Origin of the sequence: Vibrio sp. OPT24 (assembly GCF_015163545.1) — a bacterium.
In the GTDB taxonomy this organism is placed as follows: Bacteria; Pseudomonadota; Gammaproteobacteria; order Enterobacterales; family Vibrionaceae; genus Vibrio; species Vibrio cyclitrophicus.
On record NZ_JADDYI010000020.1, the window covers coordinates 335,943 to 353,973 of the forward strand.

At 44.6% G+C, this 18,031-nt stretch carries 15 protein-coding genes; 1 reads left to right on the forward strand and 14 read right to left on the reverse strand.

Annotation, left to right across the window (positions count from 1 at the left end; translation table 11 throughout):
- Positions 1-107: 107 nt before the first annotated feature.
- The 3 genes from alaS to pncC all read right to left on the reverse strand — a co-directional run bounded on the left by alaS (position 108) and on the right by pncC (position 4,693).
- A complete protein-coding gene (gene alaS / locus IQO02_RS07200; protein WP_010435813.1) occupies positions 108-2,690 on the reverse strand; it encodes an alanine--tRNA ligase in 2,583 nt (860 codons plus the stop codon).
- Between the two features lie 328 nt (positions 2,691-3,018).
- A complete protein-coding gene (gene recA / locus IQO02_RS07205; RefSeq protein WP_010435812.1) occupies positions 3,019-4,059 on the reverse strand; it encodes a recombinase RecA in 1,041 nt (346 codons plus the stop codon).
- A gap of 139 nt (positions 4,060-4,198) precedes the next feature.
- Positions 4,199-4,693: a nicotinamide-nucleotide amidase gene (gene pncC / locus IQO02_RS07210; protein ID WP_016768194.1), complete on the reverse strand. Its 495-nt coding sequence runs from the start codon at positions 4,691-4,693 to the stop codon at positions 4,199-4,201.
- A 123-nt stretch (positions 4,694-4,816) separates the two neighbouring features.
- On the opposite strand from pncC, the gene mutS reads away from it, so the two are divergent.
- On the forward strand, positions 4,817-7,378 hold the full coding sequence (mutS, locus tag IQO02_RS07215) for a DNA mismatch repair protein MutS (protein WP_016768193.1): 2,562 nt from the start codon (positions 4,817-4,819) through the stop codon (positions 7,376-7,378).
- Positions 7,379-7,487: 109 nt separating this feature from the next.
- On the opposite strand, the gene rpoS is transcribed toward mutS, so the two are convergent.
- The 11 genes from rpoS to mazG all read right to left on the reverse strand — a co-directional run bounded on the left by rpoS (position 7,488) and on the right by mazG (position 17,769).
- On the reverse strand, positions 7,488-8,468 hold the full coding sequence (gene rpoS, locus IQO02_RS07220; protein ID WP_010435803.1) for an RNA polymerase sigma factor RpoS: 981 nt from the start codon (positions 8,466-8,468) through the stop codon (positions 7,488-7,490).
- Positions 8,469-8,566: 98 nt separating this feature from the next.
- A complete protein-coding gene (gene nlpD / locus IQO02_RS07225) occupies positions 8,567-9,499 on the reverse strand; it encodes a murein hydrolase activator NlpD (RefSeq protein WP_016768192.1) in 933 nt (310 codons plus the stop codon).
- Positions 9,500-9,534: 35 nt separating this feature from the next.
- A complete protein-coding gene (locus IQO02_RS07230) occupies positions 9,535-10,161 on the reverse strand; it encodes a protein-L-isoaspartate(D-aspartate) O-methyltransferase (protein ID WP_010435798.1) in 627 nt (208 codons plus the stop codon).
- Entirely contained in the window at positions 10,162-10,905 is a 744-nt protein-coding gene (surE, locus tag IQO02_RS07235) for a 5'/3'-nucleotidase SurE (protein WP_010435796.1), read from the reverse strand.
- A gap of 75 nt (positions 10,906-10,980) precedes the next feature.
- A complete protein-coding gene (gene truD / locus IQO02_RS07240) occupies positions 10,981-12,027 on the reverse strand; it encodes a tRNA pseudouridine(13) synthase TruD (RefSeq protein WP_010435794.1) in 1,047 nt (348 codons plus the stop codon).
- Between the two features lie 22 nt (positions 12,028-12,049).
- Complete coding sequence (gene ispF, locus IQO02_RS07245) at positions 12,050-12,529, reverse strand: 2-C-methyl-D-erythritol 2,4-cyclodiphosphate synthase (protein WP_010435793.1); 480 nt, start codon at positions 12,527-12,529, stop codon at positions 12,050-12,052.
- Positions 12,530-12,531: 2 nt separating this feature from the next.
- On the reverse strand, positions 12,532-13,233 hold the full coding sequence (gene ispD, locus IQO02_RS07250) for a 2-C-methyl-D-erythritol 4-phosphate cytidylyltransferase (protein ID WP_010435790.1): 702 nt from the start codon (positions 13,231-13,233) through the stop codon (positions 12,532-12,534).
- A complete protein-coding gene (gene ftsB / locus IQO02_RS07255; RefSeq protein ID WP_010435786.1) occupies positions 13,233-13,514 on the reverse strand; it encodes a cell division protein FtsB in 282 nt (93 codons plus the stop codon). Before ftsB ends, ispD begins: the two co-directional genes overlap by 1 nt.
- 283 nt (positions 13,515-13,797) lie before the next feature.
- Positions 13,798-15,096, reverse strand: coding sequence for a phosphopyruvate hydratase (gene eno / locus IQO02_RS07260; protein ID WP_010435783.1), 1,299 nt, complete (start codon positions 15,094-15,096; stop codon positions 13,798-13,800).
- Positions 15,097-15,180: 84 nt separating this feature from the next.
- Positions 15,181-16,821 (reverse strand): CTP synthase, encoded by a 1,641-nt coding sequence (locus tag IQO02_RS07265; protein WP_010435781.1) that lies wholly within the window; start codon positions 16,819-16,821, stop codon positions 15,181-15,183.
- Between the two features lie 150 nt (positions 16,822-16,971).
- Positions 16,972-17,769, reverse strand: a complete 798-nt coding sequence (mazG, locus tag IQO02_RS07270; protein WP_016793491.1) for a nucleoside triphosphate pyrophosphohydrolase — start codon at positions 17,767-17,769, stop codon at positions 16,972-16,974.
- Positions 17,770-18,031: the final 262 nt, after the last annotated feature.

Consider the following 18,031-nt stretch of genomic DNA (forward strand, 5'->3'; position numbering starts at 1 on the left):
GACTTCTTGGTTAATCTCAATCAAACCTTGTTTAAAAGCTCTTGCTATAGGCAAAATAAAAGATGCCCAATCAATTGATTGGGCATCTTTATATCAATTACTTAAGCTTAAAGGCGCTCTTCAAGCCAAGTACGTACCGATTTAAGCGCTTCTGGTAGTGCTTCAACGTCTGTACCACCCGCTTGAGCCATATCAGGACGACCACCGCCTTTACCGCCAACTTGCTCAGCAACCATCTTAACGAGGTCACCCGCTTTTACTTTGCCAACAAGGTCTTTGGTTACGCCAGCAATCAAGCCAACTTTGCCGTCAGCGATATTCGCGATAAGGATGATGCCGCTACCTACTTGGTTTTTAGCGTTATCAACCATAGTACGTAGGTTCTTGTTGTCTGCGCCTTCAATTGCAGCAACCAAAACTTTAGTACCAGAGATATCTTCTACTTTGCCCATGATGTTTGCGCTTTCTGCCGCAGCCATCTTTTCTTTAAGCAGTTGGATTTCTTTCTCTAGCGATTTTGCTTTCTTAGCTGATTCAGCAAGCTTCTCTTCGTAAGCGTTAGCCTGAGCTTCTACTGCATCTAGAGCTGCTTCACCCGTTACCGCTTCAATACGACGAATACCCGCAGCAATACCACCTTCAGAAGTGATCTTGAATAGACCGATATCACCCGTGTTGCTTGCGTGGATACCACCACAAAGTTCAGTAGAGAAATCGCCCATAGATAGAACGCGAACTTCATCATCGTACTTCTCGCCAAACAGTGCCATTGCACCTTTTTGTTTCGCTGACTCGATGTCCATGATGTTGGTTTCAATCACGTGGTTCTTACGAACTTGTGCGTTAACCAAGCGTTCTACTTCTTTAATCTGTGCCGGTGTTACCGCTTCAAGGTTGGAGAAGTCAAAACGTAGATTGTCTGGCTTAACTAAAGAACCTTTCTGAGCAACGTGCTCACCTAGCACTTCGCGCAGTGCAGAGTGAAGTAAGTGAGTTGCAGAGTGATTCAGTGAAATAGCAGCACGACGCTCAGCATCAACGCGCGCTTCGACTTTATCGCCTTGAGCAAATACGCCTTCAATTAGCTCGCCGTGGTGTGCAAATGCGTTACCTAGCTTCTGAGTATCTTGTACTTTGAAGAGACCCGACGCAGTGCTTAGCGTACCAGCGTCACCACATTGACCGCCTGACTCTGCATAGAATGGTGTCTCTTCAAGGATGATGATTGCTTTGTCGCCAGCCGATAGTGAAGATACTTCTTCACCGTCAACGAATAGCGCAGAAATTTCACCAGCACCTTCAGTACTTGTGTAACCACAGAACTCAGTGTTCGTGTCTACTTTGATCGTCGCGTTGTAATCAGTACCGAACTGACCGGCTTCACGTGCACGCTTACGCTGTGCTTCCATCGCCTTCTCAAAGCCTTCTTCATCGATGGTAAAGTCGCGTTCACGAGCTACATCGTTCGTAAGGTCAGCAGGGAAGCCGTATGTATCGTAAAGTTTGAATACTGTTTCACCGTCAAGCTCTTTGCCTTCAAGTGCGTCTAGTGCGTCGTTAAGGATAACCATGCCGCGCTCGAGCGTGCGACCAAAGTTCTCTTCTTCAATGCGAAGTACTTTTTCAACAAGCTCTTGCTGTTTCTTAAGTTCATCTGCCGCAGAGCCCATCACTTCAGCCAGTACACCCACAAGTTTGTGGAAGAACACGCCTTGTGCGCCAAGCTTGTTACCGTGACGAACTGCACGACGAATAATACGACGTAGAACGTAGCCACGACCTTCGTTTGAAGGCATAACGCCGTCAGCGATTAAAAATGAACAAGAACGGATGTGGTCAGCAATAACGCGTAGCGATTGGTTAGATAGATCGTCATGACCCACAACTTCCGCTGTCGCTTTGATTAGCTTTTGGAATACATCAATTTCGTAGTTAGAGTGAACGCCCTGCATGATTGCAGAAATACGCTCAATACCCATACCTGTATCTACAGCAGGCTTAGGTAGCGGTTCCATTGTGCCGTCAGCGTGACGGTTGAACTGCATGAATACGTTGTTCCAGATCTCGATGAAACGGTCACCATCTTCTTCAGGTGTACCAGGACGGCCGCCCCAGATGTGCTCACCGTGATCGTAGAAGATTTCAGTACATGGACCACAAGGACCTGTGTCACCCATCGTCCAGAAGTTATCAGACTCGAACTGTTTACCGCCTTCTTTGTCGCCGATTCGAACGATACGGTCAGCAGGTACACCTACTTTCTTGTTCCAGATATCGAATGCTTCATCATCTGTCTCGTATACCGTTACTAGTAGACGATCTTTTGGCAGTTGAAGAGTTTCCGTCAGGAATTCCCAAGCAAACCCAATCGCTTCTTCTTTGAAGTAGTCACCAAAGCTGAAGTTGCCTAGCATTTCGAAGAACGTGTGGTGACGAGCCGTAAAACCTACGTTTTCAAGGTCATTGTGTTTACCACCCGCACGTACACAACGCTGAGCCGTAGTTGCTCGAGTGTAGGCACGTTTTTCGGCGCCTAAGAAGCAATCTTTGAATTGGTTCATACCTGCGTTAGTGAATAGCAGGGTTGGATCGTTATGTGGAACTAACGATGAACTGTCTACGATTTGGTGTTCTTTGCTCTCAAAGAACTTAAGGAACGCGTTGCGAACCTCATCAGTGCTCATGTACATGCAGCTCTTCCTGAAAATAGTCGAGTTAGAATTTTGCCGTATTGTAGATCATGGTTAAGGCTTCGACTAGTTTTCTTGTAGAAAAGACACCCTTGGGCAGGATTTTAGTTGAAATTCGATAAAACGTAGAATATTCCACTATATCTAGCCGTAGAAAAGCAGAACTAAATTGGCGACATAATCACTAAAAACTCAGGTAACGAGAGAGAGTTGATTAAAGAGATATCCGATAGGCTATTCCAATAAAAAAGCCCCGCAAAATATGCGAGGCTTTAAATTCTTTCCAAGTGAATGCTTATTTCAAGCATTCACTTTATAAAACGTTAGCTTATAGCTCTTCGCTTTCTTCTTCTTTCTCTGCGCCCTTCTCTTCAAGAACAGCAGGAGTTAATAACAACTCACGAAGTTTAGTATCGATCTCAAGAGCAACCTCTGGGTTTTCACGTAGGTATTTACCAGCGTTAGCTTTACCTTGACCGATCTTGTCGCCCTTGTAGCTGTACCAAGCGCCTGCTTTTTCTACTAGCTTATTCTTAACACCTAGGTCGATAAGCTCGCCTTCACGGTTGAAGCCTTTGCCATAAAGAATTTGAGTTTCAGCTTGTTTGAATGGTGCAGCAATCTTGTTCTTAACAACCTTGATACGCGTTTCATTACCAACAACTTCATCACCATCCTTAATCGCACCTGTACGGCGAATATCAAGACGAACAGATGCGTAGAACTTAAGCGCATTACCACCAGTTGTTGTTTCTGGATTACCGAACATCACACCAATCTTCATACGAATTTGGTTAATGAAGATAGCCATACAATTAGACTGCTTAAGGTTACCTGTTAGCTTACGCATTGCTTGAGAAAGCATACGAGCTTGAAGACCCATGTGGCTATCGCCCATTTCGCCTTCAATTTCCGCTTTAGGTGTCAGTGCAGCTACTGAGTCAATAACAAGAACGTCGATAGCACCTGAACGAGCTAGAGCGTCACAGATTTCTAATGCTTGCTCACCCGTATCAGGTTGAGAAACAAGAAGCGCGTCGATATCAACACCAAGCTTCTGAGCGTAAATAGGGTCAAGTGCGTGCTCCGCATCAACGAATGCACACGTTTTACCTACTTTCTGTGCTGCAGCAATAAGCTCAAGCGTTAACGTTGTTTTACCTGATGATTCTGGGCCGTAAACTTCAACGATACGACCCATTGGAAGGCCACCAGCACCTAGTGCGATATCTAGAGATAGAGAACCTGTAGAAATAGTTTCTACGTCCATTGTGCGGTTGTCACCAAGACGCATGATCGAACCTTTACCAAATTGTTTTTCAATCTGACCAAGGGCTGCGGCTAACGCTTTTTGTTTATTCTCGTCCATTTCTATCTCCACATAATCGGTTGTCTCAACAAGCGATTTAGAATCTATTTCTAACCCACATAGGGGTGACTAATTGGCTTTCATTATACTGTTGATTCATACAGTGTCTATACCTGTGTGAAAATAATTTGTACAAATGTTATCTGTCTTCCATTGAGAGGTAATCATAAATAACTTGCAGGGCATGGTGCGTCGCTTGTTGGCGTACTTGTGATCTATCACCTGTAAATACATTCGTTTCTACTTTATTCCACCCATCACAGGCCTTCCAAGCAAAACACACCGTCCCTACAGGTTTATCTTCCGAGCCACCACCAGGACCGGCAATACCACTTATCGATACCGAAATTGTGCCATTTGAATTTTGCAACGCACCATCAGCCATTTCGATTACTACAGGCTCACTGACAGCACCAAACTTAACTAAGGTTTCAGACTGAACACCGATCATCTCTTGCTTTGCTTCATTACTGTAGGTCACAAAGGCGCGATCAAACCATGCTGAACTTCCAGCAATATCTGTAATAGCGGTCGCTACACCTCCACCAGTGCAAGATTCAGCCGTCACTAAGATATGTTGGTGTTTAGCGAGTAAATGTCCAAGCTGTTCACTAAGAACTTGAATCGTATACATCATCGGCTCCCTTTATCTACGGTCATATCATTTGGATTTGCATCTTTTCGCATGTGTCGCTTTTCGCACGAAACGCTTTCACGTATCCTAAGCCGCAATAGAAATAAACGAAAGAAGTTAACTGTGAAAGCCGATCAAAAACATACTCCCATGATGCAGCAGTATCTGAAACTCAAAGCAGAAAACCCAGAAATTCTGCTGTTCTATCGCATGGGCGATTTCTACGAGCTTTTCTACGATGACGCTAAAAAAGCCTCTCAACTACTCGATATTTCACTGACTAAGCGTGGCTCTTCAAATGGTGAGCCAATTCCTATGGCGGGTGTTCCATACCATGCTGTTGAAGGGTATCTTGCGAAGTTAGTGCAGTTGGGCGAGTCCGTAGCAATTTGTGAGCAGATTGGTAATCCAGCAACTTCAAAGGGCCCTGTTGAGCGCGCGGTTGTGCGTATCGTGACACCGGGTACCGTAACCGACGAAGCCCTGCTTTCTGAGCGAGTCGACAACTTAATCGCCGCTATTTACCACCACAATGGTAAATTTGGCTACGCGACGCTTGATATTACTTCTGGTCGATTCCAGCTATGTGAGCCGGAAACCGAAGAAGCAATGGCGGCAGAATTGCAGAGAACGTCACCACGTGAACTGCTATTCCCTGAAGATTTCGAACCTGTAAATTTGATGGCAAGTCGTAATGGCAATCGCCGTCGTCCAGTATGGGAATTTGAATTAGATACAGCTAAGCAACAACTCAATCAACAATTTGGTACTCGCGATCTTGTTGGCTTTGGCGTAGAAAATGCGAAGCTCGGTTTGTGTGCTGCGGGTTGTCTGATCCAATACGTTAAAGATACCCAACGAACAGCCCTTCCGCATATCCGTTCACTCACAATGGATAAGCAAGATCACTCAGTGATCCTTGATGCGGCAACTCGCCGTAACCTAGAGATCACTCAAAACTTATCGGGCGGCACTGATAATACCCTTGCCGAAGTGCTTGATCACACCGCAACCGCTATGGGCAGTCGTATGCTTAAGCGTTGGTTACATCAACCAATGCGCAATATCTCAGCACTCGATCAGCGCCTAGACGCGATAGGTGAAATGAAAGATTTGGCTCTATTCACAGAGCTACAACCAACCTTAAAACAGATCGGTGATATCGAACGCATTCTTGCTCGATTAGCACTTCGTTCAGCGCGTCCTCGCGATATGGCTCGTCTTCGCCAAGCAATGGAATACTTACCAGAGCTTGCTGAAACACTGACGCAACTTAAACACCCATATCTTACTCAACTTGCTCAATATGCTTCTCCTTTGGGTGAAGTTTCTGAACTACTTGAGCGTGCGATCAAAGAAAACCCACCGGTGGTTATCCGAGATGGTGGTGTGATTGCAGAAGGCTATAATACCGAGTTAGACGAATGGCGTGACCTTGCAGCGGGCGCAACAGAGTTTCTTGACAAGCTTGAGCAAGAAGAGCGTGAACGCCATGGCATCGACACGCTTAAAGTTGGCTACAACAACGTACACGGATTCTTCATTCAAGTAAGCCGCGGGCAGAGCCACCTTGTGCCACCACACTATGTTCGCCGTCAAACGCTTAAAAATGCAGAACGCTACATTATTCCCGAGCTAAAAGAGCATGAAGATAAAGTCCTCAACTCAAAATCGAAAGCCCTAGCTATCGAGAAGCAGTTGTGGGAAGAGTTATTTGATTTGTTACTGCCTTATCTAGAGCAACTGCAAAATATCGCTTCTTCTGTATCTCAGCTTGATGTTCTGCAAAACTTAGCGGAACGTGCAGACACTCTTGATTACTGCCGTCCAACGATGACAGAGTCAGCTGGTGTGCAAATTCAAGCAGGTCGTCATCCTGTAGTGGAACAAGTGATGGACGAACCTTTCATTGCGAACCCTATCGACCTCAATGATCAACGTAAAATGCTGATCATCACAGGTCCAAACATGGGTGGTAAGTCGACCTACATGCGTCAGACCGCACTCATTGCGCTGATGGCTCATATCGGTTGTTATGTACCAGCAGAAAGCGCGACGATTGGCTCTATCGACCGTATCTTTACGCGTATTGGCGCATCGGATGATTTAGCTTCGGGTCGTTCAACTTTCATGGTTGAGATGACAGAGACCGCGAATATTCTGCATAACGCTACACCAAATAGCCTTGTGCTAATGGATGAGATCGGCCGCGGCACCAGCACTTATGATGGCCTATCACTGGCTTGGGCAAGTGCTGAATGGCTAGCTAATCAAATCAATGCGATGACACTATTTGCAACGCACTACTTTGAACTAACTGAACTGCCTAACCAACTTCCAACCTTAGCGAACGTACACTTAGACGCAGTTGAACACGGTGACAGCATTGCCTTTATGCACGCAGTGCAAGAAGGTGCTGCAAGTAAATCTTACGGCCTCGCTGTAGCTGGATTGGCTGGTGTACCTAAAGCGGTCATCAAGAATGCACGCACGAAGCTGACTCAGTTAGAGTCATTGAGTATCGACTCTCCAACCTCAAAGCCAAGCGGCGTCGATATAGCGAACCAACTGAGCCTGATACCTGAACCAAGTGAAGTAGAACAAGCACTGGCGAATGTTGATCCTGATGATCTAACCCCTCGCCAAGCATTAGAAGAGCTCTACCGCTTGAAGAAACTACTCTAATTAAAATAACCAAGCGCTGTGTTTTCTAGCTAAGATAGAGCTAGACCAAAAACTAAAAAACGCTGACATTTGGTCAGCGTTTTATTATTTCGAGATCGTGGAATATCGTTTAGTCGTTTTCAACGTTAAACAGGTTTTCCATGTTCAGACCTTGCTTGATCAGAATCTCTCGTAGACGGCGAAGACCTTCAACTTGGATTTGACGAACACGTTCACGAGTCAGGCAGATTTCACGGCCTACTTCTTCTAACGTTGACGGTTCATAGCCAAGTAGTCCAAAGCGACGTGCAAGCACCTCTTTCTGTTTCGGGTTCAGCTCATCTAGCCAGAAAATCAACGAGTTCTTGATATCGCTATCTTGAGTTGAAACCTCAGGATCGGAATTGTTGATGTCCGGAATAATATCCAACAGTGCTTTCTCACCGTCACCACCAATTGGCGTATCAACGGAGCTCACTCGCTCGTTTAAACGAAGCATCTTGCTCACATCACCAACTGGCTTGTCTAGCTTAGTAGCAATTTCTTCAGCCGTTGGTTCATGGTCAAGCTTTTGTGATAACTCTCTTGCTGTACGTAGGTAGATGTTCAGCTCTTTCACAACATGGATTGGCAAACGGATGGTGCGAGTCTGATTCATTAAAGCACGTTCAATGGTTTGACGAATCCACCATGTCGCGTAAGTTGAAAAGCGGAAACCTCGCTCTGGGTCAAACTTCTCTACGGCGCGAATCAAGCCTAGGTTGCCTTCTTCAATTAGATCGAGAAGTGCCAAACCACGGTTGCTATAACGACGAGATATTTTAACCACCAAACGCAGGTTACTTTCAATCATGCGTTTGCGGGCCGCTTCATCACCGCGTAGAGCTCGACGTGCATAAAGCACTTCTTCTTCAGCGGTTAGTAGTGGTGAGAAACCAATTTCGCCTAAGTAGAGTTGAGTAGCATCTAAACTTTTAGACGTAACTTCAGCTTCTTCTTTCGCTTCGGTTTTCTTAGTGACTGTTCGTTTTGCTTTTCCAAGTGTTTCCGATTCCGTGGTTACTTGGTTAAGATCGAACTCTTCTTTGGTTACTGCATTGCTTATACTCATAACGCCTCCCCCTGGCGAAATTAGCATGACATCACAACTTTATATGTCGCTAAATGACTATGTCACTCCATACAATATGTATTATTTGCATATTGTATTTAAGGCAAATATCGTTTTGGATTAACGGACTTACCTTGGTAACGAATCTCAAAGTGCAGCCTAACACTGCTGGCTCCAGAGCTTCCCATTGTTGCAATCTTCTGCCCTGGTTTCACACTTTGCCCTTCAGATACTAATAGTCGGTCGTTATGCGCGTATGCACTTAAGTAATTATCATTATGCTTCACAATCACTAGATTGCCGTAGCCTCGTAATGCATTACCCGAATAAACAACCGTTCCCCCTGCAGTAGATACTATTGGCTGACCTCGCTGTCCTGCTATGTCTATGCCTTTATTTCCTTGTTCGCCTACAGAGAAATTCTTGATTACTCTCCCTTTAGTTGGCCATAACCATTTGGATACTTTATCACTTGTTGGTTTGGTGGACGGTGTAACATTCTGTTTACCTTTAGAACCAACATACTCCTTTGATTTGGATTGTTCAACCTTCTTTGGTGGATCTTTTTTAACCACTTTAGTCGTAGTTTGAGTTGGCGCAGGTTTAGAGTTTTTACTCTTTTTAGGCGTAGTTTTAGGGGTACTTGCTGTCGATGACGTAGTGGATGCCGATGATGTAGTGGATGCCGCGACAGGCGCAGCAACTGCTGCAACCGCCACTGTTGATTTACCATACGCTGGTGCGCTGTAGCTCGGGCGCCACAACTTAAGCTTCTGCCCTGGGTGGATTGTATAAGGAGCAGAGAGCTTGTTATAACTAACTAAATCGTTAACGTCTTTGTTCGTCACATAAGCAATAAAATAAAGCGTATCGCCTTTTTTCACTTCGTAGTAACTACCGCGATAGCTGCCACGATCAATCGAAGAGTATTTTTTATTTAAGCTTGAAACTGGCGCAGGCGAATTCGCTGCACACCCAACAAGGGCACAGCTAAGTAGTAAAGCACTTACTTTTAACAACTTCGAACGCATCGACTCTCTACCCACCTACACCATTAGTCTTGTTATTAAGCTAGTTCACCGGGAACAAGAGGTACAAATCTCACCATCTCGATCACGCTCGATAAAAACTCGTCACCATGGCGAACAATCTTCAACAATTGTTGTTCGTCATCACCAACAGGGATTAATAAACGGCCGCCATCTTTCAACTGCTGTAAAAGAGCCTGAGGAATCGACTCTGCAGCTGCGGTGACAATAATCGCATCAAAAGGCGCCTTGGAAGACCATCCTTGCCAGCCATCACCATGTTTGGTTGAAATATTGTAGAAATCGAGTTGCTTCAACCTGCGTTTAGCATCCCATTGTAGAGACTTTATTCGTTCAACCGAATACACATGGTCAACAAGTTGAGCTAGTACAGCGGTTTGATAACCAGAACCCGTGCCAATTTCCAAAACACGGCTATCTTGTTGTAGTTCAAGTAACTCTGTCATTTTAGCAACGATGTACGGCTGAGAGATCGTCTGCCCTTGTCCAATAGGCAGCGCATTATTATCATAAGCTTGATGATGCATCGCCTGCGACAAAAAACTCTCTCTTGGTAATTGGTAAATCGCATCAAGCACTTTCTGATCTTGAATGCCATTTTCAATCAGAAAAGTAACTAAGCGCTCTGCTTGTGGATTACTCACTTACTTCTCTCCTAACCATGTCGCCATCGCACCCAACGACTCATGCGCCGTTAAATCAACCTGTAGCGGTGTTACCGATACAAAACCATGCTCTATCGCATAAAAGTCCGTACCTTCACCAGCATCTTGTTCTTTTCCCGGAGGACCAAGCCAATAAATATCATGCCCGCGAGGATCTTTCTGCTTAATCATATCTTCAGCATGATGACGAGCTCCTAAGCGCGTCACTTGAGTACCAGACAGTTGATCCAAGGCTAAGTCAGGAACATTAATGTTTAGTAGGCGATTGGTCGGGATTGGATTTGCTAAATGTTGTTCGACGATACGACGAGCAATAACTGCCGCTGTCTTAAAATGTTTTTTTCCAACCAGAGAAAACGCCACTGACTGAACACCTAAAAAGTGCCCTTCCATTGCTGCTGCTACTGTACCTGAATAAAGCACATCATCACCAAGGTTAGCACCGTGATTAATACCCGTTAAAACCAGATCAGGCATCTCATTTTTGAGTAGTTCATTTAACGCAAAATGCACACAATCTGTTGGTGTCCCTTGTACCGAATAGGTATTTTCAGCAATCTCTTGAACACGAAGAGGTTGTTCTAAAGTTAATGAATTTGAAGCTCCCGAACGATTACGATCAGGTGCAACAATGATAATTTCAGCAAGATCACGTAATTCATTTGCCAGCTCATGAATACCTTGAGCGTGCACACCATCATCGTTGCTGAGTAAAATCTTCATCTTGTTTCCTTTCTTTTGTTCCATGCCAAGTGACTCAAATTCCCATATCAAGCCACTTAGCTCCAAACTGAATCATTACTGCTCGTAGCTTCTCTCTACGTGAACTTCTTCGACAAGTTCACGAACGATAGCGGTAGCAAAACAACCCGCATCAAGAGAAAACTTAAGAGTAATATTATCTTCGTCCACTTCCCAAGTTAAACCAGTAGGCTTCAACGAAGCTTCACGGCGATCATGGCGCATGCGGTTACCGCAAATAAGCGCCATTAGATCCGGTTCAGCATCAAGGTGTTTTTGCTCTAAAGCTTGAGACGCATCAATTGTAGGTAACGCATTATCTCCAGCCAAAGCAACCGTAATAAACGAAGAGCCGTTCTCGATGTCTTGATTTACCGCTTCGATATTATCCGCAGTTACCACTAGTTGAGCACCGTCTTTCACGACAATATCGCCAACCAGTGCCGATGCAAACGCATCTTGCTTGATACGGTCTGAAAGGATCAGGTTGTAAATCCAAGAACGAGCTGCAGAAAGGTACAAGCTGCGCTTATTCTGATTACGCGTACGAACATTTTCACGCCCCCAACGTCGAGCTTCAGATAAGTTGTTACCTTCATTACCAAAACGCTGAGCTCCGAAGTAATTTGGCACGCCGACTTGAGCGACTTTTTCTAAACGCTTTACCACATCATCACAATCAGTTACTTCAGACAAAGTCAGCTCAAATTGGTTGCCAACTAAATCACCTGGACGTAACTTTTTGTTGTGTCGTGCCATCGCCAAGATCTCAATGCTTGGATACTGTGCTAAGAAATCTGAAAAGTCAGGCTGACCTTTAGGTAGGTGTACGCTCAACCATTGCTCGGTAACCGCGTGACGGTCTTTCAAACCAGCCCAACTCACGTCCTTCGACTTAACACCACATGCTTTAGCCAGCTCATTTGCTACGAAGCTCGTGTTTTCACCAGTTTTACGAATACGAACCATTAGGTGTTCGCCTTCACCAGTAAACTCAAAACCTAAGTCTTCATTAACGACAAAGTGTTCGGCTTTTGCTTTTAGTTTTGCTTTCGCAGTTGGTTTACCGTTTAGGTAAGCCAATGAAGATAAAATATCTGACATGCTGTTCTTTTCGTGTTGGTGCTTACGCACTTTTAGTAATTAGGACTACCGCTTCACATGCGATGCCCTCTTTGCGACCTGTAAAACCTAAACGCTCAGTAGTCGTCGCTTTTACATTCACATTGCCAATGCTGGTTTCTAAATCTTGTGCAATAGCTTGGCACATAGAGTCTATATGAGGAGCCATTTTAGGCGCTTGCGCCATGATAGTAATATCTGCATTACCAATCACATAACCTTGCTCTTTTACTCGACGGTACACATCTTTAAGCAATTCACGACTATCTGCGCCTTTCCATTCATCATCCGTATCAGGGAAATGACGACCAATATCACCCGCTGCAATTGAACCCAGTAAAGCATCGCATAATGCGTGCAGGGCAACATCACCGTCTGAGTGTGCGATAAGTCCTTGCTCGTAAGGAATGCTAACGCCACCAATAATTACCGGGCCTTCACCACCAAACTTATGTACATCAAAGCCGTGACCAATACGAATCATCATTATTCCTTATTCTGACTTAAATAAAACTCAGCCAAAGCTAAATCTTCAGGCTGAGTAATCTTAAAATTATCTGAACGCCCCGCTATTAAGGCTGGTGATAAACCTTTCCACTCAAAAGCAGAGGCTTCATCTGTAATTGAAACACCTTGCTCTAACGCCTGACTCAATGCGTTACGTAAAGGCTTAGTTCGAAACATTTGTGGTGTAAGGGCGTGCCATAAATCGGCTCGATCAACGGTATGCTCAACCTGCCCTTGGGCACCTCGCTTCATCGTATCGCGAACAGGCGCAGCTAAAATAGCCCCTACCTCATGGTTCATCGCACCTGAAATCAACTTGTCGATATCACTCAATTGAACACAAGGTCTTGCTGCATCGTGGACCATAACCCAATCACCGAGTTGCTGTCGCGCGATATAATCTAAGGCAGAGAGCACGGAATCAGCTCTCTCGCTCCCACCAGACACTCTGAGCACTTGTGGATTATGATTAAGCGTAAGCTCTGGGTAGTAAGGATCATCGTCACTAACCGCAACCACAATTTGCGACACTTGTGGATGAGAAAGTAACTTCTCAACGGTGTGCTCTAAAATGGTTGTGCCGTGAATCTTAAGATATTGCTTAGGTCGGTCAGCCTTCATTCGGCTACCAATACCAGCTGCTGGTACGACCGCTACAACGCTTTGAAGTTGTGTAGACATTAATGAGATTCCTCACCAATTATGCGGTAAAACGTTTCGCCTTCTTTCACCATCCCAAGCTCATGACGAGCACGCTCTTCTATTGCGTCTAAGCCTTGGCGCAGATCATCAATCTCAGCAAACATTTCTGCATTTCGAATATGCAGCTTTTCATTTACTTGTTGTTGAACTTGGATTTCGTTGTTCACACCGTAGTAATCAGAAATACCATTTTTACCGAGCCACAGTGTATGTTGTAGCCAGCCAAACACTATGAGCAGTACTAAAGCAAAAATTCGCATAACACCTTTCGCCGGTTGAAAAAGAAGGAACTAGAATAAGGCACATATATACCATAATGCGCTTATTGGTGCGAGATATGTGGAGCTAGGGAATAAATAAGTCGGGGGACTATTATTGTTCGTAACACGCGATGAGATTATCAACGCCCTCCTCCGTAGGTCTCGAGAATGACGAATTGTAGGTATAAAAAGGACAGTTTAATAAGTTCACTTTTATACAGGCAAAAAAATACCCCGCATAAGCGAGGCATTTAAAAAGCTTAGATGAATAATTCGCTAGGAATTATTGACCTTTAACTTCTTTAAGACCGTTGAAAGGAGCTTTAGAACCTAGAGCTTCTTCGATACGGATAAGTTGGTTGTACTTAGCAACACGGTCAGAACGGCTCATAGAACCAGTTTTGATTTGACCTGCAGCTGTACCTACCGCTAGATCAGCGATAGTTGCATCTTCAGTTTCGCCAGAACGGTGAGAGATTACTGCAGTGTAGCCAGCGTCTTTAGCCATCTTGATAGCAGCTAAAGTCTCTGTTAGAGAACCGATTTGGTTGAACTTGATAAGGATAGAGTTAGCTACGCCTTTCTCGATACCTTCAGCAAGGATCTTAGTGTTTGTAACGAACAGATCGTCACCAACGATTTGAAGCTTGTCGCCTAGAAGTTCAGTTTGGTGCTTGAAGCCATCCCAATCTGACTCATCAAGACCGTCTTCGATAGAAACGATTGGGAAGTTGTTCGCTAGCTCAGCTAGGTAGTGGTTGAACTCTTCAGAAGTGAAAGTTTTACCTTCGCCCTTCATGTTGTAGATACCAGCTTCTTTGTCGAAGAACTCAGATGCTGCACAGTCCATAGCAAGAGTAACGTCTTTACCTAGTTCGTAACCAGCAGCTGCAACAGCTTCTGCGATAACTTCTAGAGCTTCAGCGTTAGACTTAAGGTTAGGAGCGAAACCACCTTCATCACCAACTGCAGTGCTGTAGCCTTTAGACTTAAGAACTTTAGCTAGGTTGTGGAATACTTCAGCGCCGATACGTAGACCTTCTTTAAGAGTTTTAGCGCCAACTGGTTGGATCATGAACTCTTGGATGTCAACGTTGTTATCTGCGTGCTCACCACCGTTGATGATGTTCATCATTGGTAGAGGCATAGAGAACTGACCAGCAGTACCGTTTAGCTCAGCAATGTGCTCGTATAGAGGCATGCCTTTCGCAGCAGCAGCAGCTTTTGCGTTAGCTAGAGATACAGCTAGGATAGCGTTCGCGCCAAACTTAGACTTGTTATCAGTACCGTCTAGGTCAAGCATGATTTGGTCAACGTCAGCTTGTGCTTTAGCGTCAGAACCTACTAGAGCTTCAGCGATTGGGCCGTTTACAGCTTCAATAGCTTTAAGAACACCTTTACCTAGGAAACGTGATTTGTCGCCGTCACGTAGCTCAAGAGCTTCGCGAGAACCAGTAGATGCGCCAGATGGAGCAGCAGCCATACCTACGAAACCGCCTTCTAGGTGTACTTCAGCTTCTACAGTTGGGTTACCACGTGAATCGATGATTTCACGACCTAGAACTTTAACGATCTTAGACATTGAATGTTTCCTTCTCGTTGAATATATATAAATGTCAAATTTAAAAGGTAGCAGCACAACTTACGCAGCTACCTGTATTCCTTTTTACTTTTCTAATTCGCCGCGCTGATATTCACCAGCTGCTTTAACGAAACCTGCAAACAATGGGTGACCATCGCGAGGTGTTGAAGTGAACTCTGGGTGGAATTGAGCAGCAACGAACCATGGGTGGTTCGGGTTCTCAATAACTTCAACCAGTTTCTTGTCCGCAGATAGACCTGATACTTTTAGGCCCGCTTTTTCAATTTGTGGACGAAGATTATTGTTCACTTCGTAACGGTGACGATGACGTTCATGGATCGTCGCGCTACCGTATAATTCGTAAGCCTTAGTACCTTTAGCAAGGTGACAAAGCTGTGAGCCTAGACGCATAGTACCACCTAGGTCGGATTTTTCAGTACGTTCTTCAACTTTACCTTCGCCGTCGATCCATTCAGTGATTAGGCCAACAACAGGGTATTTAGTTTCCTTACAGAATTCAGAAGAGTGTGCTCCTTCCATCTTCGCAACGTTACGAGCGTACTCAATAAGAGCAACTTGCATACCCAGACAGATACCTAAGTAAGGTACTTTGTTTTCACGAGCGTATTGAGCAGCAAGAATCTTACCTTCAACACCACGATCGCCAAAGCCACCAGGAACTAGGATTGCGTCTAGGCCTTCTAAAATTTCTACGCCTTTTGACTCAACATCTTGAGAGTCTACGTATTTAATTGTGACGCTTAGGCGGTTTTTCAAGCCTGCGTGCTTAAGTGCTTCGTTTACTGATTTGTATGCATCAGGTAGTTCAATGTACTTACCAACCATACCAATCGTCACTTCACCCGTTGGGTTAGCTTCTTCGTAAATTACTTGTTCCCACTCAGACAGATCAGCTTCTGGTGCATTGATACCGAAACGCGTACACACAAGATCATCAATGCCTTGTGCACGGATTAACTGTGGGATCTTGTAGATAGAATCTACGTCTTTCATCGAGATAACGGCTTTTTCTTGTACATTACAGAAAAGAGCAATTTTCTTACGTTCGTTTGCTGGGATAACACGATCTGAACGACAAACTAGGATGTCAGGCTGGATACCGATAGAAAGTAGCTCTTTTACAGAGTGTTGCGTTGGCTTAGTTTTCACTTCACCTGCAGCCGCTAGGTAAGGAACTAGAGTTAAGTGCATGAACATTGCGCGTTCACGACCTAATTCGACAGCTAGCTGACGAATCGCTTCCATGAATGGTAGAGATTCGATGTCACCAACAGTACCACCAACTTCAACAAGCGCGATATCGTGGCCTTTAGCACCAGAGATTACGCGTTCTTTAATAGAGTTAGTAATATGAGGGATAACCTGGATTGTTGCACCTAGGTAATCACCGCGACGTTCATTACGTAGAACGTCAGCATAAACACGACCTGCTGTGAAGTTGTTACGCTTAGTCATCTTGGTGCGAATGAATCGCTCGTAGTGACCAAGGTCAAGGTCAGTTTCAGCGCCATCTTCCGTAACGAACACTTCACCGTGTTGAGTCGGGCTCATAGTGCCTGGATCAACGTTGATGTAAGGGTCAAGCTTCATCATAGTCACTTTAAGACCACGAGCTTCTAAAATAGCCGCAAGAGATGCTGCTGCAATACCTTTACCTAGAGAGGATACAACCCCGCCAGTAACAAAAATGTAATTTGTCGTCATGTTTAACCTGAAATTGGTTGAATGAGGGAAATGGATTACTTCTGGACGGGATGAAAATATACCAGAAGCCCCTTATCGCCACAACGTGAAATCTATCACACTGCTATTTTTTATTTTTTGCTTCAAATCAATTCATGATAAATGCTTTGGTTATCTTTTCTCCGCCACTTTGACTTCATCCCACATAGAATCAAGCTGTTGTAGTGAAAAATCGGTTAAATCCTTATCTTGTTGGCGAACTATTTGTTCGACGCCTTTAAAACGTCGTGAAAATTTCAGGTTTGCTTTTGTCAGAGCCGATTCCGGATTTTTCCCCAGATGTCGGACCAAATTAACCGTCGCAAACAGTAAATCACCCAACTCTTCTTCAACCATGTCTTCATTTGGTGTCACTTGAAGCGCTTCTTCTAGCACCTCATCGACTTCCTCTAAAACCTTATCTGCAACTGGACCGATAGAGTCCCAATCAAAGCCGTATTTTGCGACTTGTTTTTGAATCTTTGTAGCACGCGAAAGTGCGGGCAGAGAGTTTGGTATTGAGTCTAGAATACTTTCCTGAGTTTTTCCTGCCTCGGCTTTTTCTTTGGCCTTTTCAGCTTCCCAGTTAGCATTAATTTCTTCATCACTTGCAAATTCGGTATCAGAAAAAACATGCGGATGGCGGCGTGTTAGTTTCTCATTGATACCGTCGACCACATCAGAGAACTCAAACAAGCCCTGCTCTTTTGCTAATTGGCTGTAGAAGATTACCTGAAACAACAAGTCACCCAACTCTTCTTGCAGGTTCGGCCAGTCTTTGTTGTAAATCGCGTCCACCACCTCATATGTTTCTTCGATAGTATGCGGCACAATTGTTTCAAAGTTTTGTTTCAAATCCCAAGGACAGCCACCTTCAGGATCGCGCAGCTTAGTCATAATCTGTTCAAGTTGTTCAATCGGGTGATTCATCGTTTTCTTCCTATTCACTGTCTTTGATTTTTTAAATTTATAGCTTCACTGAAACTAAAAGGTACTCAAACTAAAAGATATTAGAACTAAAAAAGGTGAGCAGCCAAAACCACTCACCTTTGTTGATACTGTCTAATTCTCTAAATAATTGAAACTGTGGCTAGGCGACAAGCAAGCGAAACTCCTGAGCATAGCTTGTCTATGTGATGAGCCTGGGCCGGCACTCCGGAGTGCGCGCAGGCAACAACGCCATCAGCTTCAA